Source organism: Candidatus Hydrogenedentota bacterium (genome assembly GCA_019695095.1).
Taxonomy (GTDB): Bacteria; Hydrogenedentota; Hydrogenedentia; order Hydrogenedentales; family SLHB01; genus JAIBAQ01.
On record JAIBAQ010000042.1, the window covers coordinates 15,615 to 37,756 of the forward strand.

Here is a 22,142-nt window from a genome sequence, read left to right on the forward strand (position 1 = left end):
TGCACGGCGCAGTTCACGAGGTGACGAGTTCTTCGTAAACGCGAAGGTTACCCTCGATCATGCGCTCTTTCGTGAATTTTTCAGTCAGCATCGTCTTGGCTCGCGCAGCCATGACCGCGGACTGATTCGGATTGCGGATGGCCTGGAGGATGCAGGATGCCAGCTCTCTCGGATTCTGAATCGGAGCAAGTCTGCCGGTTTCGTGGTGCCGGACCATTTCGGGGATTCCGCCGCCAGCCGTCGCCACCACAGGCACGTCACAGGCCATGGCGTCGAGCACGGAAGTTCCGAGGCCTTCCTCTTTGCTGCTCATGACGAACAAGTCCAGAGTTCGCAATATACGCGGCACGTCCTTGCGGTATCCCAGGAAATGAACATTCCACTCCAGATCGAGTGACTTTGCTTGTTTGAGGAGTCCCTCGCGCAATGGGCCGTCTCCCGCGATAAGCAGGTGCGCATTCGGCGTGTCCCTGACTACCAAGTGCATTGCGTCCAGGAGTGTGGCCTGGTCCTTGTGATCAACCAGAGCCGCAACATTGCCCAGCAGGAATGCATCCTCGGGTACGCCCAGTTCATCACGCGTCAGCGGTGGCACATCGAAGCGCTCAACGTCAATGCCACTGTGCACCGTCCGCAGGCAGTCTTCACCAATGCCAAACTCACGCATAACCTCTGCGATACGATCGGAAATCGCGATAACACGATCAGCCTGCCGGTACTTCCACCGGCTGAATGCGTTTCGATTGGGCGGAAAATCCACGCGACGCGACGCGACAACCTTGCCCCGGCGCGCAATGGCTCGCGCGAGACATGCGTAGGTAATTGCGTGGCTCGTGTGCGCATGAAGGATATCCACGCCTTGCGACTTCACCACCTTGGCCAGGCGCATCGCCGTGAACACGTCCGCTTCGCCACGGCACGAGACGCCAATGCGTGTGAGATCCGGCACTCCATGAGCGCTTCCAAGAAATTCGCTGCCCACGCGTCCTGCGATGAGACACCGGTGCCCGCGCTCCGCAAGTCCGCGAATAAGGTAACTCGCTTGCTGTTCTCCCCCTCGCCATCCGGTCTGTTCGTCGATATGCAGGACGATCATGTCGCGCGTCGCTTTGCGTGAATGCTCAATGCCTCGTCGTACGCCTCAAGCGTGCGCGACGCCAGCAGGCCAAGCGTAAACTCCGATTCGATGCGCTTTCTCGCCGATTGCCCCATCGCTCGCCGTTGTGCGGGGTCGCGTAAAAGTCTGGCAAGCGCATCGGCGAGCGGTTCGACTGTACCTTGCGGCACAATGAAACCGTCCTTTCCATCGCGCACAATCTCCTTCGTGCCTCCGTGATCAGAAGCGACAATGGGGATCTCCGTGGCCATCTGCTCCATCACGCTGAAGGAAGACGCCTCGCAATCGATTGAAGGCTGCGCTCCGATGTCGAATGCCTGAATACAGTCGCCGATATCATTGCGAAACCCGCCAAAATGCGTGATGGAATCGATCTCCAGGTCACGCGCCAAGTCTCGCAAAGATTGGTCTAGCACACCCTGCCCCAGGATAAGCAGTCGCAATTGGGGGTACTGAGATTTGAGCTTGGCGGCTGCCTCGAATAGGAACCGATGCCCCTTAGCCTCCGCAAGCCGCGCAGCCATGCCCACGACAATGTGCTCGTCCGCGTAGCCAAATTCCTGCCGCGTGCGGGTGCGCGCCGCCGCATCAGAGCAGTATTTCTTGGGATCAACACCGTTGTGAATCACACGCATGCGCTCCGCGTCGAACGTGGGCCTCGAAATGCGCAACTGAAGCACGGCATCGCACACCGCGATTTGGTAATCGGTCCACGACAGGTTCAGCAACCGGTTCGGAAGACTGTTCCCGACGGCGTAGGTGTTGTGCCGAGTTCGAACCATACAAACCGGCCGGCCAAGCAGACGATTACCCAGACCGCTAATCCAATGATCTTGCGAGCCGTTCGCGTGGAGGACATCGGGCTTGACCTCGCGAATAAAACGGGCGAGGCGGCGAAGATCGCCAAACCACGCGCGCGGACGGAGGCCGCCGCGATACGCGAATGGACTGTTCCCCCGACACTCGGCATCTCGTGCGCAGGCCACCAGGACGCTGTCGGGCTTACAGCCTAGATACACGGCGTGCCCGAGGCGAGTCAGCTCGCGCGCGAGTTCCGTGACGTAACGAACCTGTCCCCCACCTTTCAGGTGCGGATCGGACAGCAGAATAGTCAGTGGTCGACTAGGCATGTGAACAGTATAGTCGCGCGGCGGCGAGTCTCGCCAAATCGGTCATGAATCCACTTAGTGCTCGAACCGCGCGCCATCGAAAGATGGGACCGCAGGAGCCTGGACACTCGGGCGAAGGTGTCAATTGGCTTCCGGAGTCTGCTGCTCGCTCTCGGCAGAGGCACCGGGCGCCGCGTCTTCCCCTTCTGCAGCCAACTCGGGCACAGGCTTGATCGGCTCCATCGTCGAAAGCAGGTTCACGATACGCTGATTCGCGCCGTCCAAAGCCTGCATGGCTACTTCCAACTCGTCATCTATGTCGACAAGATCGTCGTCTCTTCGAATTACAATTTTCTCTTTCTTCGACACTTTCCACCTCGTGGTGCGCGCAAGATTGGCCTGTTGCGTGGCATTAGGAGCCGATCTCGCTTCCGATTAGACTCAAGCGGCGAATTCGTCAGAATTGAGGAATGGGAACTTCCTTGAGTTCCTCCGCGATTGTCTTGATCACTTCGAACCGCGCATTCCTCGATATGGGCGCTGGCACGGAATCCAATACGCTCCAGGCTTCCTCGTTCACGCAGGGATGATCGCCGATCGCCTCGGCGTTCTCAAAGTCTTCATGCGCCGCCAAGTTGGAGATACGCACGACAGCGGCCAGCTTTGGATCCTTTGCGCTTGTTAGCAGACACCCGTCAATTGAATGATGCAGCAATAACGCATCGCCAAGAGCGGATGGAAAATTCCAGGCAGCCGCGAGCGCCGCCGCCGCATCGGCATGCGTGAATCCATACCGCTCGCGTTCCGCAACGCATAATGCATCCGAAGAACCGCCCGTCTTCTTGATGATGTCGGCATACGTGGATCCAAGCTGGCGGAGAAGGATCAATTTGCCTATATCGTGAAGAAGTCCTGATGTGAAGGCTTCCCCCTGAAGACCGATGGAAAGCACATTGGACAGTTTTTTTGCGAATCCAGCCACCGTAAACGCGTGCGACCAGAAATTCTTGGCCACGAGCGTGACAAGCTTCTCGTCATGCAACGTATCGACAACCGCGATCCCCAGCACAATGTTGCGGACTTCACGCACACCCAAAATTACGAGTGCCAGCTTGAGCGTGCCCACATACTGCTTCATTCCATAGTAAGGCGAATTGCTGACCCGTAGAATCTTGGCGGTCAAAGCCGGGTCCTTTTCAAGCGCTTGGGTCACTTCTCCCAACTCGACCATCGGATCGTCCGTCAAGCGAAGAAGCTCGGCGACAGTCGCGGGCATAGCGGGCAAATCGCCTACACGCTCTATCACACGTTGAACGGCATTCCTAGTTTCCATAATCCCTCACGTTCATACAACGAGGTGTTGTGGTTCAACGGGTCAAAAGCAACGGACACCCTGCCCGATTCATGGCGTAGGCTGTCGTACTCCCGACTACAAGTTCACGCACCTTTGTATGCCCATAGGCTCCCATTACGAGAAGATCCGCCCTGCACTCAGCGGCATGTTCGACAATCACTTCGCTTGGATCACCCTCGCGAACGACATAATTCACGGCGACATCGTGAGGTGCAAGATATGCGCGCGCCTCATCAAGCAGTGCACTCGCCTTCGCACCTCCCACCGATAGAACTTCGAGCGGCGCTCCCCAACTCGAACTCATTTGCACGGCCACCTGCAGCGCCTTCTTGGAGTGCGCCGAACCGTCGTAGGCCACCAGAAACTTCCCGCGTCCGGGTATTGCAACTCCCGTCACAAGGACTGGCCGCGTGCTTCGACGTACAACCGCTTGCGTGGTAGAGCCCAGCAAACCCTCAAGCCATTCGCTGTGCTCTCCGCTTCGGCCAAGAATGATGAGGTCGGTGAGCTCGCTCTTCTCAAGTATGGTGCGAGGCACAAGCCCCGCTATCTGCTCAATGGTGAATGCGACCCCCGCCTCTTCGCAGGTCTTTTGAAATAACTGGAGCGCAAGTCTTCCACGCTCCTCCAGAATCATGGTGATATTGCCCTGATAATTGGCATAGGGAGCCGTACCCAAAGAGGCCGACACATCGCGCAAAAACGGCCCCTCAAGCAACTTGATGTCCATGACATGCAGCCCATGAACGGTTGCCTCGAAATGCTTCGCTACCGCGATCGCGTACCGCACCCCAAGCATGGCTTGCTCGCTGCCGTCGGTAGGAACAAGGATATGTTTAATCATGGTACTCCCGAACACCTATTCACACATGAACTCCGATACCGTGCGCGAAAATTGTAGCGAAACCACTTTGAAAAATCACTTTTTGCGGGATGCGCTTGGCCGGTGGGCGCTTCTCAAGCGTTCGTTTCGCCGTGCGCAGGAGACATGAAGTCTACCGAGTCCGCAATTTGCACCGACGCGATTGAGCGCCGGCGCAAATTGCCCACGTGCAAGACGTTGAGGTTATGCCATGAGGATTTATCGCGAACACACTCTGTTTTCGGATAGTCGCGCTGCCTTTCGCCGCAAGTCTCGCAAACGCGACGATTACGAGAGAGGGGCTAAGTGTGTTCGTGAGAAATCCGGGCGAGAAACGGAAAACCGGAAGCGGGCCTCCCATACGGTGGCCAGCTTCCGGTGCGTCTTATGCTTGAAGCATCCCCTTGGTCGAGGGCACACCCGATACACGCGCGTCGATACACGTCGCCGCATCCAGTGCCCGCGCGAAGGCCTTGAACATGCCTTCGATACAGTGGTGAAGATTTCCTTCCTGACGCAGAATCACATGAAGTGTGACGCGAGCGTTTACGGCGAAAGCGCGAAAGAACTCCTCGGCAAGTTCCGTGTCGAAGTCTCCGAGCCGCGTCCGCTGCAAATCCGCCTTGTAGGAAAAGTAGGGCCTGCCGCTGATGTCGACTGCAACCTCGGCCAATACCTCATCCATCGGAACGACGGCATGACCATAGCGAACGATGCCTTTGCGGTCGCCCAAGGCTTGAATAAAAGCCATGCCCAGGCAAATGCCCACGTCTTCCACGGTATGGTGCGGATCGATGTGCAAGTCGCCCTTCGCTTCCACGTTCAAATCGAAAAGCCCGTGCCGGGCGATGTGATTCAGCATGTGATCGAAGAAGCCGATGCCCGTCTTTATGTTCGAACGGCCCGATCCGTCAAGATTCAGTTCAATCCGAATTGCGGTTTCGGCAGTCTCGCGGGTAATTACCGCGTTTCGCATGGCAACAGCCTTTCTATCACCGGCCCAGAGACAGTCGTTCTGCAAGGAAATGGGGCAATCCGGCTTCAAGTATTCGTTGAGCCGCCTTCTCGACATCGTATTCGACACGAATCAACTGGTACTCGTTCTTTTGCGAATCGAACAGGCCAAACGCCGCTCGAGGATCGCCGTCCCGCGGTTGTCCCACGGAGCCGGGATTGATAAAGAAGGTCTTTCCTTCTCCCAACGCAAACTTGAGATCGTCGTCCACCGAGTACAGACCGTCTGCCGAAAATATCCCAGGACTATGCGTATGGCCGAAGAAGCACAGACGATAGTTCTGCTCCGCAAGGTAGGGAATGTGGGGCAGCACATCCTCCCACGTAAACAGATAGCAGTCGCGATCCGTGGGCGACCCATGTGCGGCAAGAAAATGCGTGAACTGCATGTTGTCGGGCAACTCACGCAACCACTTCAGGTTTGCCTCGGAAAGATGTTCGCGCGTCCACAGCGCCGCATGCAGCGCCACCGGATTGAAACCCCATGGCTCCTCGATTCCGCAAGCCACCGCATCATGATTGCCGCATATGGTGGGAATTCCGGTCTCGCGAACCAAGTCCGCACACTCGTTCGGACTCGCGTTATAGCCAACGACATCGCCTAAGCAGACGATTTGGTCCACTGCCAATTCTTGAATGCGCGCCTGAACGGCCTGCAAGGCCTCAAGGTTGGCGTGCACATCCGAGATTATCGCGTAACGCAAATAACTCCATCCTCACGCCGACGGCGCTTCGTTAGTCATCCCTACCCCACTCATCCTACATCTTCAGATCGCGCATATTCATGGCACAGCCACGCCACACCGGTACTCGACATTGTACAAACAACCGGCGATCACTTCGCGCTCCGCGGGACTAAGCTTACGTGCACAGATCGGGCGAAGCCGCAATAGTGGGCATTGTGCCCCAACGGACGCCGGGTTTCAACCGCCGGGATCGTTCGTGATCGGCACCCGCGCGCCAAAGAATAGTACAATGTAGGTGAGTTCGGTCATTCTTCGCCGAATCAGACGAAAGACGTGACCATCGCTGTGGAGGTTGGAATGATACGTATTCTCGTTATGCACCCCCGGGATTGGACGGTAAAGAAGCCTTCTTACATCGAGCGTTCCATTCACGAAATCCTAAAGCGCATTGCCGCACAAGGGCACTATGTGGCTTGGCTGTGCGGTAAGCGCCTCACCCTTAGGTCAGGAAGTGTAGGCGTCCAGGAACTCGAATTGGTGGACGGCATCCACGTGGCCCGGCTTGGCCCCATGCCACTCCACAGACCATTGGCCCGTCTCTTCCTGGGTCGCTTGGCAAAATCCGGCTCATGCCCGTTTGACGTCGTCCTGAACTGCGTCGCTGGTCGAACCTTGGACGTCGCCTCTCATCTCCAGGTCCCGGTACTACCTTGGGTGTTCAGCGTGACCGCCAAAACGCCCGCTATCAGTGACAGGATGGGCCCGATAATCGCCACAACACAACTTGGCGCAAGTCAACTGCGTGAGCTTGGGGTCCCGCCGGGACACATTGTATTCGCCCCCGTGGGCGTAAATGGGGTGGACTACGAGCGAAAACGGGCTGACACGGAAAGACGCGTACTCGTTCTTGGAAAGTTTGGCGAGTCGCGGCTCTTTCGAACCGGCGGTGCACGGCTAATCGCTCGCCTGAAGACCAAAGGGATACAGGTGGATACCCAACTTGATCCGGCAATGGCCCCTTGGATCGCGTACTGCGGCGAAGGCCATGAATGGGAAGCGCTTGAATTTGCAGACCGTGGTATTCCAGTGCTCAGCCCGAACACCATTGCCGCCCGCGAGTGTGTCGTTCCGGAAGAAACCGGACTTCTCCATGCCGCTGGCAATTGGAAAGAACTGGAAGCTCAGTTCGAACGCATCTCCAAGGATGAAGTGCTCTACAAGCGCCTCTCGGAGGGAGCGGCGAAATACGCGTCACAACGGCGGTGGGAGAGGTCTGCCGGGCTCGTACTTGCAGCCATTGAGAATATGCTGGCCAGTGTCTCGTAAGAGAAGTCCGGTTCCCTACGCATCCGTAACGAGCCACGCACTACACGCCCGTGTAACTCTTTATATTGAAATTAGTTACAATCACTCATCAGACATCGGCATTGTCTGAATTCAGTAACCCGTGGCTGCTGTAGGCTCCGCTGTCTCTACCCGACTCTCAGATGAGGGAGTCCCGTGCGAAGAGTATTGCCCAAACCGCTCAGTGTCACAGATCATTTGATAGCGGAGGGGAAAACTGCGCATATTGTGCATTCCATACACTCACATAATTCAATAATTTCAATTGCTACTTGCGGGATGAGCGGAGACCGTGTACAATATCCGCTGATATAAGAATTGTGGCCATCAGCAAACAGTTTTCCTTGCACGCACGGGCAACACCGGATCGACCTACCAGTTGTGTCTCGCTGTGTCCGCCAGAGACCCGGAATTACTGAAGTCTACAGGGAAGCGCATGACGCCCACTTGATTAGGTTTGTGTACGAGGCGCCGGATGGTAGCAGGATAAGTTCCGTTGAAGTGAGAGAAACCGGGACGGGCGCACTTTTGGGGAGCGGAAGACCTCGCAGGATTCATGGGTTCTTCGCGCACCAACACTGCTGGTCCATTACGGAATCACGCTGGAGAAAAGACTTGGAGTCAGTGTTCTTTGGGGGTTGGGTTTGGATGATCGGACATTTACCAGGCAAACGAGCCGAAACAGGAAAGGCTCGATGGGCCACTCGGGCGGACCATCGAATCGGTTCTGCTTGATGTCGATCGTTCTGAAAAGGAGCAATTAAGAATGAAATTGGGAACAAAATTGATGCTCTCATTCCTGGCGATCGCCGCGATTGCCGTGTTTGTTGGATTAGTAGGCGTTTATTTTACAACCCATCTCGACGAATCGTTGATGACGTTCAGCCACACGAGCCTGCCGAGTGTCCGGGCCTTGATGACCATCACAAACAAGATGGAGGTTCAGCGCACGCAGAACCGAGCGCTGCTCAGTTCGCACTTGCCCAAAGAGAATCGTGCAAAAGCGGCCGATACCCGCGACGCGGCGCTCAAGGACATGCTGGCCGCATGGGAAGAATACGAGAAGCTGGATCGCACCCCTGAGCAGCAGCAGATGTGGGATGCCTTCAAGAAAGCCTTCGAACCGTGGGACCAGGACCGCCAGAAGATAAACACGATGTTGGCGGAATTTGACAAGAACGACATCCTTAACCCGGACGATATGCTGGCGAAACTGGAGAGGTTCCGGGGGGATCATTTCACGCTGTTGTTCAAATGCGACCGGCTGGCTTCCTCGGGGACCGCGTTTGAGGGCGGAGACGATTCATCGGCATGCAACTACGGCAAGTGGGTAGCCCTTTCGCCCACGACCAATCAAACCATTTTGGACTGCATCAAGGAGAACGATCCCGTTCACAAGAAGTATCACGAATGCGTGAAAAGGGTCCAGGAGGCCGTGCGGGCCGGGAACGCGGCTGAAGCTGGCCGTATCGTAGGCGATGAAATGACCCCTGCCCTTGAAACCATCATGGGACCAAAAGGTCTTGGGGGCATGCAAGCGGAAGCGGAAAAGGCGGTGGAACAATTCCTGGCCATCAACGCACTCGCCATGGGACCCTTGACCAAGAGTGGCGGCGAACTGGGCAAGGCGCTGACTGAGCTAGTAGACAAGACCCGCACGGACGTCGATAACTTTTCTATTGCCGCTCAACAGGCTGCCGATTGGGGCAGAATGATCATGCTCGTCTGCCTCTGTGTCGGTGTCGTGCTTGCTGTGATCCTGGGACTGATCATCACGCGCAGCATCACCAAACCCATCAACCGCATTATCGACTCTTTGACTTCCGGCGCGGACCAGGTTTCGTCTGCCGCAGGTCAAGTCGCCCAGTCTAGCCAGCAAATGGCGCAGGGAGCCAGCGAGCAGGCGTCAAGCCTTGAAGAAACCTCAGCGTCGCTTGAAGAAATGGCGTCGATGACACGGCAGAATGCCGAGAGCGCCAACCAAGCGCGATCGATGAGCCAAGAATCTCGTAACGGCGCTGAAAACGGCAGCGAGGTCACCTCGCGCATGAATACGGCGATCCAGCAAATCAAAGTCTCGTCGGACGCAACGGCAAAAATACTCAAGACAATCGACGAGATCGCCTTCCAGACTAATCTGCTTGCGCTCAACGCGGCCGTTGAGGCCGCTCGCGCCGGCGAAGCGGGCAAGGGATTTGCCGTCGTCGCAGAAGAAGTGCGAAACCTCGCCCAACGGTGCGCCGAGGCAGCACGAAATACGGCCACTCTCGTGGAAGAGTCTCAAAGAAACGCGGAGAACGGTGTCGCCGTTTCGGCCGAGGTTGCGGAGATTCTGAACACGATCGTGGGTCATGCGCAAAAAGTCGAACAGCTCATCAACGAAGTGTCTGCGGCAAGCAATGAACAGTCGCAGGGGATCGACCAAATCAATCGAGCCGTCGCCGAGATGGATAAGGTCACCCAGATGAACGCCGCCAATTCCGAGGAAGCAGCGGCTGCCAGCGAGGAATTGTCTGCCCAAGCGGCAAACCTCACAGAGATCGTGGACGAGCTGGCGAAGATCGTCGGCAACAAAGTGAAGCACCGCACTGCGCAATCGAGTTCGGTCACGAAGTCCACTTCCATGCGCAAGAAGCCGGCGCCAACTGCGGCGCGGCAAGCATTGAAGCGCCCGCCCGCAGCCAAAACCGGCGAACGGAGAGAACCCAAGGCACTGACCGCAAGCCCTGCTGCGGAGCAGCGTGTCCATAAACCCGAAGAGGTGATTCCGCTCGACGACACAGATATGGCCGACTTCTAGCAGCAACGGCTTGGCGTCATGCCAAAGTGTCGTCATGTAAATCATCAACGACACAATACGGCCACACAGCCCACTTACCGGGAGGTCAAGCGCACGCCTGACCTCCCGGTCCGTTCGAAACCCCTCAGCGCACATTTGCCCGCCTTTACCCAGTCCTGGGCGCAAAATTGAGGGCAGATGCCACATCCACGCGCGTCTCCCGTAGCCGGTATCCAATACATTTGCGTGGAGCGTATCTTCTGCCAATCGGCCACCGCTAGTAGCACATCATGCGAACAATCCCTTACACACACACTATATCTGATTGTACGAAATTATTTTGTTGACAAATCGTCATTTTTTACATTAGTATAAATCAGAACAGATTAGTTTCAGCAAACACGGCAATGGCAATATATGTGGATTATTCAAGACTATAATCAATAAATTCTTAAAGTTGCTTGCGGAACTATCGGTTTATGTGTAAAATACATCTAGATCCTATCAATTTGAAACGTGCTTCCGAACGCGACCGATGCCAACAATTGTGCAGTCGTTCGCTAGAGAAGGGGGAAACACGAGTTCATGCGGCCTCGACTGCGGGGAGGTCTTGAGTTGGGTCTGGACAGGAAATCGGTGAAGTCGCGACCATTCAGACGGTGGGGTCTCACAGCGAGCAAATGCCGGTGGTGCGTAAAGCGTTGGAAGGTAGGGGAATTCCTAGGAAGTACTAGGGGTCATTTTGATCGGGGAGTAGTTGACCATGGATTGCGATCAGAGTCGGGGAAATGCCTCTTTGTGTGTGCTTCTCTTTGAAGATTCGAACCCGGTAAACCAGCCTATCGAACCCTACCTCTCAGGCGTGGCGAACCTTGACTTCGCCATAGAGGTTGCCTCGGACCACGAACGAGGCCTGTCTCGACTTTCTGAAGGCGGCGTGGACGCCGTCGTCCTGAACCAGCCGCTGCACGATGAGTCGCAAGTCGACGTCTTGAAGCGAGTACATGCCCACTCGCCCAATGTGCCCATCATTGTGACCGCGGAAACGGGAGACCATGAATCGATCATAGCGGCCGTTCAGTACGGGGCCGAAGACTATTTCATCAAGGATGAAGCGGGACCGGACGTATTGGCTAGAACAATACGATTCGCGGCTCAAGTGAGTTCCTTGAGATTGCGAAGCGCCTAATCTGGCGCTCCGCGTGCCGGGCTCCCGCCCGGCGCAAGCAGGATTCCATGTGGACGGGGCTGTACGCCAAGGACGGCGGACAATGCTAGCGAGCACTGAATCGAGTGCTTGCGTCCCGTCAGGACCCTGAGACCGACGAAACGCTTCACGGGGTGCCCTATCTGTGTTTTTCGTAGATAGCTGTAAAGCGATTCGAAGTGCGCGCGTGGCGAACGGTGACTACGAGGTTCTCTCAATCGCCGATCGTCTCAGAGATGCTTCTGCTCTGCGTTTCCTGCAGGAGATACTCGACGCCGTTCCCCACCCCATGCTCATCGTCGATATTGACGCTCACGACGTTATCTTGACAAACACGTCGGCCAAACGCGCTTCCCCCAACAGCATTTCGACGTGCCACGCGTACTTGTTCGAGCACAAAGGCCCGTGCGCATCTCCCAAGCACAGTTGCCCCGTTGCCGTCGTGCGTGAATCCGGCAAACCCGCGACCGTCGAGCAAGTCTATGTAGACTCTTCCGGTACGCGCCGTCATGTCGAGTTGCATGCATATCCCCTCTTCGGACCGGACGGCCGCGTTACGCATCTAATCGAACACAGCGTGGACATCACGCCACGCAAGCAGCAGGATCTGGACCGTATCGAAACGCTGGAACATCTCAAGAGCAAACAGCAGGAGTTGCGCGCCCTGTATGCCCAATTGAAAGCCAGCGAAGTAGAACTCCGCGAAAGCGAGCGCGTGTTGGCCACCCTGCTCGGCAATCTTCGCGGGATGGTCTATAGGTGCAAGAACGACAAGCTCTGGACCATGGACTTCGTCAGCGAGGGAGCGCTGGCCCTGACCGGATATACGTCCGCGGAATTTCGGAGGCGCAAAGAGGTTTCGTACGCGAACCTGATTCACCCGGATGATCGGGAACGTGTCTGGGATGCAGTACAGGCGGCCCTCGCGGAACGACGCCCATTCGAGATCGAATACCGCATAATCACCAAGGACGGCACTGAGAAATGGGTGCGCGAACAAGGCGTCGGTATCTTCGGAGAGGATGAACTGGCTGCAATCGAGGGGTTCATCCACGATGACACCAAACGAAAGCATGCCGAAGACGAACGCGCGCGCCTCGTTGGAGCAATCGAACAAGCCGCGGAAAGCATCCTGCTCACGGATCGGAGCGGCGTCATCTACTATGTGAACCCGGCTTTCACGCGAATGACGGGGTATTCCATGCATGAAGCCATTGGCCAGAATCTTCGGCTGACGCTCGCGGGTCGCCAGAACGAAGACTTCTACGCCAAAATGTGGGACACGCTGGAAAGCGGCAACATCTGGCGGGGACGTCTGGTCAATCAACGCAAAGACGGCACTCTATTCAATGAGGATATGACCATTGCCCCGGTACGAGACGAGACGGGCGCAATTACTGGATATGTGGCTGTGCGCCGCGACGTGACGGAGCAGGTGAAATCGGCGCAACGGCTTCGGCAAAAGCAGAAGCTGGAGGCAATTGGAACGCTTGCCGGCGGCATTGCCCACGATTTCAACAACATTCTATTGCCGATTATGGGGTTCACGGAACTCGTGCGCGACGAGTTGCCCCAAGGCGATTCCAAGGAACGCCTGAGTCAGGTCATGCAGGCCTGTCTTCGCGCGAAAGACTTGGTTGGCCAAATTCTGACCTTCAGCGGCAACGTAGAGCTGGAACGAAAGCCTCTACCTCTTCAGCCGCTGCTGCATGAGACGCTTGCGCTTTTGCGCGCGTCGATTCCGACGACGATTGAAATACGGGAAATTGTCTCGGAACAGACCTGCCTCGTCTTCTGCGCTTCCACCGAGATACACCAGATCGTCATGAATCTCGGAACCAACGCGTTTCATGCGATGGAAGACGTGGGCGGCACCATGACCGTGACATGCGAACTAATCGACACGAACACCTTGGCCGCTCTCAGACAACCTCGTCTGCGGCCAGGGCGTACGTATGTGCGCTTGAGTGTCAGCGATTCGGGCATCGGAATGGACAAGGCGACTCTGGAGCGCGCATTCGATCCATTCTTCACGACCAAGGATCACGGCAAAGGGACCGGCCTCGGACTCTCCACCGTGCATGGCATCGTCACCGATCTGGGTGGAGAAATCGCTGTTCGAACCAAACCTGGGAAAGGCACCACGATCGAGGTCTATCTTCCCGCGTACCACGAAACCGAAGATCGCCCGTTGATGCGCGACATGCCCCCTCCTCCAGGCAACGGTGAGCACATCCTGCTGGTTGACGACGAGGAAGTTATTCTCCAATTGGGGCGCCTGCTGCTCGGCAGGCTCCAATACCGCGTGACGACTGTTGCGAGTCCGTCGGAAGCCCTAAAGTTGTTCCAGGAAGCGCCCATGTACTTCGACCTGCTGCTGACGGACCATACCATGCCCAAAATGACGGGGACGGAATTGGCCGACGCGGCACACGGCGTGCGCCCGGACTTGCCCGTGATACTGACAAGCGGACTGAATGAATCAACGCGCATCCTCTCGGCAACGAGCGGAGGCCCCGTGCTGTTCATCAAGAAGCCATTCACGGCCAGCGAACTGGCGCGAACTCTTCGCACGGCGCTGGAAATGAAGCATTAACCCGCAAGTCACGCATCTGCAAATCGCTCATGCGCCAACCCAATCACCCCATCTGAGCGGCAGAATGGAATGAAGGCCCCGCACGCGCAGGGCCCCAGCAGTCACGTCATAGTCTTCCGGCGTGCGATTAGCTCGTGGCTTTGGCAACGACTTCGCGCATCTTACGCAAGCCATTTTCCGCAACTACCTTCGGGTCCATCGCCCAATGCTCCTTATTGAACAGCTCAAGCGAAAGCGGGCCCGTATAGTTGATTGCCATCAAGTCCTTCAGCAAGGGCACCAATGGCAGGACACCGTCGCCTGGATAGACTCGGTGCTCATCGCGCGCCGCTTCAGGAGCAACATCGCCGGGCACGTCGTTCCAGTGGAAATCCGCGATGAAACTGCCGTTCAAATGCTTCACCCCGTTGAAACCCGAGCCACCGCCAAACAAGTGAAAGGTGTCCGCGATGATCCCGGCGTCCGAGTCATTCGCATCAATTGCCATACCACTCGCAAAGCCTAAGCGGTTGACTCCCTTTGCGAATCCCACGAACTCAAACGCGGGCAGAATGCCGTACTCTTCGCGCCCGATCTTCAGCAAATCCCGGTACCGGTCCGTGCCCCAACGATGATCGAAGTCTTCGCGATCAGGGAACGGCAGCACAGCGACATGCTTCGACTTCACCGCCGCGCAAATCCGCATCCGGTCGCGCGATGTCGGCATGATCTTGTCCCACTCTTCTTGCGTCGCGGGCATGCAATCCCACAACCCAATAACGTTGGGAACAGAGAGTCCAAGGTCAGCGATCTCCTTGCCGAGATCGGTCAGATTCCCGCCCGCCTTCTCGAAGTCCTCCAGCTCTCGCACCCACAACTCAATACCATCCCATCCCGTCTCTTTCGCGACGCGAATCTTGTCTTTCAGCGGGGTAGGGCGAATCGTGCTCGCATTGAGCACAAACGCCCATTGGCTGATACCTTCCTGATACTTCTTTGGAGCCTGAGCTGACGCGGTGGAAGCGGCTGTCAACGCTGCTCCCGCGGCGGCGCCAACTTGAAAAAACTGTCTTCGATTCATCGACGATTGCGGCATGGGTCACCTCTACAGTTAGTCATGGGAATTGTCAGGGTCGGACTCTATGCGAAAGGTCACGGCGCGTGCAAGCAGCGATTAGTCCTCATCTGTCACACTTCCAGACAGCATCAGCCCCAGCTTCTTCAGCCCCTTCCCGTGGGCGCCGGCATACTCCTCCGGGTATGGCGCGTCGACACCCATCGCGGAATGCCAGATGATCCGGTTCAGGGTGTCCTCGTCGGCGTTGTCCACCACGGACAGATCCATGGCCAGACTCTGCTCCGCCCAGTGCAGTGCCTGACCCGACAGCGCTGCCTTCGGCGGATTCAATTCATCGAGGGGAATCGCGTTGGGCAATGCCGTATAGGGACTAAAATCAGGCTTGGACGTAAAGCACCGGCTCATCAGGGGCGCGGCGGCGTCCATCTGGTTCATTGGCGGGCATCCAAAGATGCGCGAAATCGTGTGAAGCACGGACGTCTGATTGTAGAACTCGCTGATGACCTTACCTCGCTTTGTGTACGGGCTCATGACGAGACAGATGGAGCGGTGACCATCCACGTGGTCGAACCCGTCCTGCGGGTCGTCTTCATTAACGAAGATGCACGTCGCGGGCCAGAACCGGCTTCTCGAAATCCTCTCCACCATTCGCCCCAGGGCCAAATCGTTGTCCGCTACGTGCGCGCGCGGCGTGGGCGCGTCCGGCTGCGTGCCGGATCCATGGTCCTGCGGCAAGTAAACAATCATGAAGTTGGGCCAACGGCCGGTCGCCTCGCTGTCCGCGAGTTCCCGAAGGAAGATGTCCGCGCGAAGGACATCGGGGATTGCGAGGTTCCATCCCGGATAGGTGGGGCATGCCAGTGTTCGCATGCGCTCGACGCCGATGCGGTGCGTAATGGCAATGGAGCGCGTCCCGGAAACGAAATCGTCGTACACCGCCTTGAAGGGCGTCTTCTCGGGCTGAAGCGTAGCGTAGTCGAACTCGCCGTAGTTGCGGAACGTCAGACCACGCGCCAGCACCGAATCCCAAATGAAGCCGGTGCTCGAAAACGTCAGGGGGTCGTCGCCGAACGTGTAACTTCGCGCAAATCCTCCGAATGACTTCTCCAGGTGATCGGTCACGTTGCCTTCCGTGGCCCAGGAATGTCCATCGGCGCTCAGCACCCCGTTGCAGTAATAGTTGTCAAGAAGGACGAATTGCTCCGCGAGGGCATGGTGGTTGGGTGAGACCTCGCGCGGAAAGACGCACAGTCCGGGCATGCCGTTCCCCTGCGGCAGGTCTCCGAACATCTGGTCGTAGGTGCGATTCTCCTTGATGATGTAGACCACGTGCTCGAATACAGACGGCTCTCCAGTGTGCCGGGGCACCGGCAGAGGTCTGACATTAACGCGCCCGGCCATGGAGAGCGCCTTCTTGGCCTGAGCGGTCAGTGCGCCGGCAAGAGCGCTCCGCGTCAGCGCTCCCAGTTCGCTGTCCTGCGGAAGGGGCGATGCGGACACGGATCCCTGGTGCCAATACACGTGCCATCCGCGCTTGTTGGGATCCTTATTGCGCGAACCATACCCCTTCACGTTCGCCACGAAGATCCGTCCATTCGCAATGGCTAGCGCGCCAGGATACCACCCCGCGGGAATGAACCCGCGCACTTCGGGAGCGTCCTTCTGCTCAAGCGATACCACCGCCACGGCGTTATTCCCGCCGTTGGCGACGTACAGACAACGGCGCGCAGCGTCAATCGCCAATCCGCCAGGCGCGCTTCCAAACGGCAGCCCGGCGTCGGGCCGCACGGATAGCGTTGCCGCCAACGTGAATGTATCGAGATGAATGGCGGACACCGTGTCGGAATTCGCGTTGGCCACGTACAAGGTGTCCGCTTCGGAATCCAACGCCAATGCGGAAGGATGCAGTCCGGTATCCACGTGCTTGGTCTCGCGCATCAGTGTCAGGTCGATGCGAGAGACCGTGCCGCTAGCTGCCACTCCACGCTCGTCAATCACCACTTGCGTCCCCGATGACGGCGCGGTTCGCTCGCCTTTGGCGGGAGGCCGCCCTCCCCAGTTGGACACCCACCCCTCCGCGCCATCTTGGCTCAACAAGATATCGAACGGCGCGATTCCCACCTGGATTTGCGTGACAATCGCCATCGACTGCAGATTCACCGCGGCCACGGTGTTGTGCCGCGAAAGACAGATATAGGCGGTGTCGTTGCCTGCGTTGATCGCAATGCCGCACGGCACGGACGATCCCTCGCCCTGTGGTCCGGGAATGTCCAGTATCCGCGCCCAGGAAAGTACCCCCTTCGCGCTCACCACGGCCTCGCACAATCGTCCTTGCGCGGTCGTCGCGTATACACGCCCCCCGTCGCTCGTAACCGCTATGCCGTGCATCGAACCTCCCTGCTTGTCAGGGAACGCAAGTTCCTGCAGGACCTTCATCGTGACCGCATCGAGTACAACCAGACCGCGATTGTCCTTGACATAGAGTCTGCCCGCGTCGGGCGACAGCGCCATGTCCACCGGCCGGCCTCCAAACGCGGTAGTCGTACCGGCTGGATGAACCACCTGCCCTGTGGCGACTACCGTTCCTCCGTGCGAGTCTGATCCGACCGCGTGGTCTGTCTGCGCCTCAGCCGAAATCCCGAAACAGATAGAAAGCACGGACAAAACGAGGCAGATGCGCATCATGGTGGTCCCCCGTGGCTGGCAACGCGTTGTGTTTGTACACTACTCCTGACAAGCCGCCAGCCGCAAACCCAGATAGTAATTGACAGCGCGTCACGGCCGTTCTATCGTGGGCCTCGCAAACACACAGGAGGATATCGTGGGAATTATCTTCGCGCTGCTGCTGACCGTACTCACACTAGATGGCGAGTATCCGGGGCACTATCAGGAACCCATCGAGGCGTCGCGCCCCATTCGCCAGAGGGAGTTTGACCAGATTGCCGACTACGCCCAGCGCCTCAACGCAGGCGCCCCGGCGCGGCGCGATGCGTTTGTCCAACCGGACTACGGAAGTGTCTCCGCATACGAACAGTCGATCGCTCCGCTTCGCGCTCGGGTGCGGGAGCGCATCGGGTTTCCACCGCCGATGATCAAGCGCGGCGCCGAACCCCGGTTCGAGCACGTCGCGGACGACTCCTATGCGAGTATCTACCGCGTATGGTTGGAAGTCCTTGAGGGCGTGGAGTCCTACGGCATCCTCAGCATTCCCCACGGCCTCAAGGGACGTGCCCCGCTAATGATATGCCAACACGGCGGAGGTGGCAGCCCGGAGATCATTCAACCCACCATGCCTACCGCGGGCAACTACGGCTGGATGGTGCAGCGTGCCTTGCAGGAAGGTTATGTAACCTATGCGCCCGCGCTCATCTTCAACATCGGCGGAAACGAACCGATAGAGGGACCCAACCGATTGCAGTTGGACCAACAACTGCGAAACGTGGGCACGTCCATAATGGCCGTGGAGGTCTGGAAGATCTGCCGCGCCATCGACGTCGTCAGCGCCCGCCCCGAGGTGGACCGCTCGCGCATTGCGATGATGGGATTGTCGTACGGCGGCCTCTATACGCTCTACACAACCGCGCTCGAACCGCGCATCAAGGTGGCGGTGAGTTCGTGCTACTTTAACGAACGGAACCGCTATGCCTGGCAGGACTGGTCCTTCTTCAATTACTTCAACGAGTTCAATGACGCGGAAATCTGCGCGCTTATATGCCCGCGTCCGTTGATGGTGGAAGTTGGCATAAACGACGAACTATTCGCAGTTGAGGGCGCGCGCGCCGAGTACCAACGCGCGAGACGTTTCTGGGACGGCCTGAACCTCAGCGACCGCTTCGTGATGGCGGAGTTCGATGGTGGCCACGAGTTTCGCGGTGACGGCGCATTCGAGTTCGTGAAACGCTACGTGTCGGGACAATAGACGCCGGTGCGGACAATTGGGGGAAGTGAAATGGGTGCATCGTTGCTTCTGGTCGCATTCGCGGCATGTTTGGGCTCGGGACCCGATGCCTACGACGTCGTGTGGACGTCTCCCAGTGCCGATTCATCCGGCTCAATGCCGCTCGGAAACGGCGACATCGGCGTCAACCTGTGGATGGAACCAAGCGGCGACCTTCTCTTCTACGTGAGCAAAACAGACGCCTGGGACGACAATTGCCGGCTGCTGAAACTGGGCCGCGTGCGCGTATCACTGACTCCAAACCCGTTTGCTGGCGTAAAGCACTTTCGGCAAACGCTCAAGCTCGAAGATGGCGCCGTCAGTATCACGTCTGGACGTTCCGATTCCATTCGCATATGGGTGGACGCCAATCATCCGGCCGTGCGGGTCGAGGCGCGAACGAGCGATCCAACTTCGGTGGTCGTTGCGTTGGAACCTTGGCGGACTGAAAAGCGCGCGCTGGGCAAAGACGAAGCCGTCAGCGCATACGGAATGATGGAAGCGCCCCACCCCGTCTATTCAATGCCTGACGTCATTTTCGACGACGCCGATGATACCGTTCTCTGGTGCCACAGTAACGAAACGTCGATCTGGCGTGAAACAATGGACCTTCAGGGCATGGGCTCATGGGCCGCCGAACGTCCGGATCCGCTGCTGTTCCGGACGTTTGGAGGAATGATTGCAGGTGACGGCTTGGTGAAGCGGGGCAAACTGGAGTTGGTCTCCCCCACTCCACGGCGAACTCATGACGTCAATGTGTATTGCCTGAGCACCGTCCCTCAGCAAGGCACGCCTACAATAGACGTTGCTGCCGTCACCGCCAGTTGGAGACAAAGAATAGCTGCGATTGCGGACGCGGATCGTACTCTGAACAAGCACCAATCGTATTCTGATCATCGCGCTTGGTGGCATGACTTCTGGAATCGAAGCTGGATTCACGCGGATGGCAAGGACCAAGCCCGCGAGACATCTCAGGGATACGCACTGCAACGCTTCATGACCGCGTGCGCGGGACGCGGCGCTTCTCCCATCAAGTTTAACGGCTCCATCTTCACGGTCGACGCCCGCGAAGGCAAGGAAACCTTCGATGCCGATTACCGGCGTTGGGGCGGACCGTACTGGTTTCAAAACACGCGGCTCATCTACTGGCCGCTGATGGCGTCGGGCGATTTCGATATGGCGGCCCCGCTGTTTCGGATGTATACCGACGCTTTGCCCTTCGCTGAAGCGCGTACGCAAACCTACTTCGGTCACGACGGCGCCTTCTTCCCGGAGACCATGTACTTCTGGGGCGCATACGCCAACGACAACTACGGTTGGGATCGCGCTGGCAAACCCGTTTCCCTCGTGGACAACCGCTATATCCGCTGGTATTGGACAAGCCAACTGGAACTCATCGCGCTCATGCTCGATCACCATGCCCACACGCAGGATGCTTCGTTTCTCCGGGACACCCTTCTCCCCTTCGCCGAAACCGCGCTGGAGTTCTTCGACAAACACTACGCACGCGATGCCGCCGGAAAAATTCTGCTCAAGCCGGGCCAAGCGCTTGAGACGTGGCAGGACGTGGTGAACCCGGCGCCCGATATCGCCGGACTCCAATACGTGCTCTCTCGACTCATTGAGCTTCCACCGGACGCGTTTTCGGAGTCACAGCGCACCCAATGGCAACGCATGCTCAGCGAGACGCCGGATCTCCCAACGCGTGATCTCGAAGGGGTCCGTATGCTCGCGCCTGCGCAAGAGATTCTCGCTGACCGAGCAAACTCCGAGAATGCGGAACTGTACGCCGTGTTCCCGTTTCGCATCTTCGGCGTAGGCAAACCCGATCTGGAACTGGCTCGCAAGACATTCGAGCATCGCGAGGTGAAGGGCAACAGGGGATGGAATCAGGATGCCGTGCAGGCCGCGCTTCTTGGAATGGCCGATACTGCAGCCGACCTCGTGGCAGACCGTTTTGTCACACACCACGAGGGCAGCCGATTCCCCGCTTTCTGGGGACCGAACTTCGACTGGATACCCGACCAAGACCACGGGTGCAACGGCGTACTCGCCCTTCAGACTATGCTCATCCAATCCGAAGGCAAGACCATTCGCCTCTTCCCTGCCTGGCCCAAGAGCTGGGACGTCGACTTCAAAGTACACGCCCCATACCAAACCACCGTCGAGGGCCGTTTGAAGAACGGCAGACTCGAACGGCTCAAGGTACACCCGCAAGAACGCCTGGCGGACGTCGAGGTAATGCTACCGCGCGATTGATCGCCTGGCAAGCAACGCAAGCCTCTTCCTTCACGACAGAAGACCCTTGAGTCATTCCGATTCATTGACCGAACAGTGCAACGACTCGTCACATATATATTTGGGAACACTTGGATGACGGACCTGCCCACTCGGACATCGTCTTTCTTGCTTGGGATCATCGCAACTTGGTGGTGAGAACGTCCGGAAATTTACCACCAAGTCACAAAGACACGAAGAAGAACAAGAGAAGACAGAAGACACTCAATTCAAAATGACGAGAGGACATTTGCATAACTAACTTCACGCGATAGGTCGAGGGTAACAGTCTTTCTTTTGCGGCTTTGCGCCTTCGCGCCACTGCGTTTCTTCTTGAATTGAATTCTGCACGAAGATGCCAAGAGGCCGTTTGTCATGCAGAACTGCATGCGCGAAGACTCGCTCCAACACGGACCTTGGTAGAAGAAATCGCGGCCAAGCTAATGCATCTATTTGGCGCTGTGCAGAATGCCCAGCCTTCTGTTCACTATCACTCCCACAGTCTTTTCTCTTGAGTGCCGTAGGCACGGCAGACTCCAGCCTGGGGTGAGAATCGCGTCAACGACGCGAATCGAAACCCCAGGTTCCTGCCCCCGCCCAACGGGAGCCCTGTAAGGGCGAGAGAGACTTGCACTGACTATCCATGATGAAAACGAGGCGTAGACTAAGAAATTGGCGAAACGGCGGTGGCGTCTGGTGACGCGGAGAATATTGACCACGAAACACGCGAATCACACGAATGAAGAGCGCCAATCAAGCCCATTCAGCGCAATGATTCATGCAAGAGGCGCAGGCATATATTG

General features: G+C 57.4%; 15 protein-coding genes. 6 read left to right on the forward strand and 9 right to left on the reverse strand.

Annotated features, from left to right (window positions below):
* Positions 1–13: 13 nt before the first annotated feature.
* The 7 genes from K1Y02_09340 to K1Y02_09370 all read right to left on the reverse strand — a co-directional run bounded on the left by K1Y02_09340 (position 14) and on the right by K1Y02_09370 (position 6,160).
* On the reverse strand, positions 14–1,096 hold the full coding sequence (locus K1Y02_09340; protein MBX7256552.1) for a glycosyltransferase: 1,083 nt from the start codon (positions 1,094–1,096) through the stop codon (positions 14–16).
* Positions 1,093–2,247 (reverse strand): glycosyltransferase, encoded by a 1,155-nt coding sequence (locus K1Y02_09345; GenBank protein MBX7256553.1) that lies wholly within the window; start codon positions 2,245–2,247, stop codon positions 1,093–1,095. The genes K1Y02_09340 and K1Y02_09345 overlap by 4 nt, the downstream gene beginning before the upstream one ends.
* 120 nt (positions 2,248–2,367) lie before the next feature.
* Entirely contained in the window at positions 2,368–2,595 is a 228-nt protein-coding gene (locus K1Y02_09350; GenBank protein MBX7256554.1) for a hypothetical protein, read from the reverse strand.
* A gap of 88 nt (positions 2,596–2,683) precedes the next feature.
* Entirely contained in the window at positions 2,684–3,559 is an 876-nt protein-coding gene (locus K1Y02_09355; protein ID MBX7256555.1) for an HDOD domain-containing protein, read from the reverse strand.
* A 34-nt stretch (positions 3,560–3,593) separates the two neighbouring features.
* Positions 3,594–4,424 carry a universal stress protein gene (locus K1Y02_09360; protein MBX7256556.1) on the reverse strand — a complete coding sequence of 277 codons (831 nt, stop codon included), beginning with the start codon at positions 4,422–4,424 and terminating at the stop codon, positions 3,594–3,596.
* A gap of 403 nt (positions 4,425–4,827) precedes the next feature.
* Complete coding sequence (gene hisB, locus K1Y02_09365; GenBank protein MBX7256557.1) at positions 4,828–5,418, reverse strand: imidazoleglycerol-phosphate dehydratase HisB; 591 nt, start codon at positions 5,416–5,418, stop codon at positions 4,828–4,830.
* A 16-nt stretch (positions 5,419–5,434) separates the two neighbouring features.
* On the reverse strand, positions 5,435–6,160 hold the full coding sequence (locus K1Y02_09370) for a metallophosphatase family protein (GenBank protein MBX7256558.1): 726 nt from the start codon (positions 6,158–6,160) through the stop codon (positions 5,435–5,437).
* Positions 6,161–6,499: 339 nt separating this feature from the next.
* Between K1Y02_09370 and K1Y02_09375 the strand changes: the two genes are divergently transcribed.
* The 4 genes from K1Y02_09375 (at position 6,500) to K1Y02_09390 (ending at position 14,068) form a co-directional block, all read left to right on the forward strand.
* A complete protein-coding gene (locus K1Y02_09375; protein MBX7256559.1) occupies positions 6,500–7,468 on the forward strand; it encodes a hypothetical protein in 969 nt (322 codons plus the stop codon).
* A 784-nt stretch (positions 7,469–8,252) separates the two neighbouring features.
* The gene (locus tag K1Y02_09380; protein ID MBX7256560.1) at positions 8,253–10,286 is read left to right on the forward strand and encodes an MCP four helix bundle domain-containing protein; all 2,034 of its coding nucleotides are present in this window, start codon (positions 8,253–8,255) and stop codon (positions 10,284–10,286) included.
* Between the two features lie 742 nt (positions 10,287–11,028).
* Positions 11,029–11,454: a response regulator gene (locus K1Y02_09385; GenBank protein MBX7256561.1), complete on the forward strand. Its 426-nt coding sequence runs from the start codon at positions 11,029–11,031 to the stop codon at positions 11,452–11,454.
* 163 nt (positions 11,455–11,617) lie between these two features.
* Positions 11,618–14,068, forward strand: coding sequence for a PAS domain S-box protein (locus K1Y02_09390; protein MBX7256562.1), 2,451 nt, complete (start codon positions 11,618–11,620; stop codon positions 14,066–14,068).
* A 127-nt stretch (positions 14,069–14,195) separates the two neighbouring features.
* Here K1Y02_09390 and K1Y02_09395 read toward each other — a convergent pair whose 3' ends face one another.
* Entirely contained in the window at positions 14,196–15,143 is a 948-nt protein-coding gene (locus K1Y02_09395; protein ID MBX7256563.1) for a sugar phosphate isomerase/epimerase, read from the reverse strand.
* A gap of 78 nt (positions 15,144–15,221) precedes the next feature.
* Positions 15,222–17,810 carry a phosphoesterase gene (locus tag K1Y02_09400; GenBank protein MBX7256564.1) on the reverse strand — a complete coding sequence of 863 codons (2,589 nt, stop codon included), beginning with the start codon at positions 17,808–17,810 and terminating at the stop codon, positions 15,222–15,224.
* 136 nt (positions 17,811–17,946) lie between these two features.
* Here K1Y02_09400 and K1Y02_09405 point away from each other — a divergent pair, with 136 nt between their 5' ends.
* Positions 17,947–19,044, forward strand: a complete 1,098-nt coding sequence (locus tag K1Y02_09405; GenBank protein ID MBX7256565.1) for a S9 family peptidase — start codon at positions 17,947–17,949, stop codon at positions 19,042–19,044.
* A gap of 30 nt (positions 19,045–19,074) precedes the next feature.
* Positions 19,075–21,321, forward strand: a complete 2,247-nt coding sequence (locus tag K1Y02_09410) for a hypothetical protein (GenBank protein ID MBX7256566.1) — start codon at positions 19,075–19,077, stop codon at positions 21,319–21,321.
* Positions 21,322–22,142 lie beyond the last annotated feature (821 nt).

Coding starts and splice junctions, on each gene's coding strand:
- K1Y02_09340 (MBX7256552.1), bottom strand. CDS start 1,096: ATGATCGTCCTGCATATCGACGAACAGACCGGATGGCGAGGGGGAGAA.
- K1Y02_09345 (MBX7256553.1), bottom strand. CDS start 2,247: ATGCCTAGTCGACCACTGACTATTCTGCTGTCCGATCCGCACCTGAAA.
- K1Y02_09355 (MBX7256555.1), bottom strand. CDS start 3,559: ATGGAAACTAGGAATGCCGTTCAACGTGTGATAGAGCGTGTAGGCGAT.
- K1Y02_09360 (MBX7256556.1), bottom strand. CDS start 4,424: ATGATTAAACATATCCTTGTTCCTACCGACGGCAGCGAGCAAGCCATG.
- hisB (MBX7256557.1), bottom strand. CDS start 5,418: ATGCGAAACGCGGTAATTACCCGCGAGACTGCCGAAACCGCAATTCGG.
- K1Y02_09375 (MBX7256559.1), top strand. CDS start 6,500: ATGATACGTATTCTCGTTATGCACCCCCGGGATTGGACGGTAAAGAAG.
- K1Y02_09380 (MBX7256560.1), top strand. CDS start 8,253: ATGAAATTGGGAACAAAATTGATGCTCTCATTCCTGGCGATCGCCGCG.
- K1Y02_09385 (MBX7256561.1), top strand. CDS start 11,029: ATGGATTGCGATCAGAGTCGGGGAAATGCCTCTTTGTGTGTGCTTCTC.
- K1Y02_09395 (MBX7256563.1), bottom strand. CDS start 15,143: ATGCCGCAATCGTCGATGAATCGAAGACAGTTTTTTCAAGTTGGCGCC.
- K1Y02_09400 (MBX7256564.1), bottom strand. CDS start 17,810: ATGATGCGCATCTGCCTCGTTTTGTCCGTGCTTTCTATCTGTTTCGGG.
- K1Y02_09410 (MBX7256566.1), top strand. CDS start 19,075: ATGGGTGCATCGTTGCTTCTGGTCGCATTCGCGGCATGTTTGGGCTCG.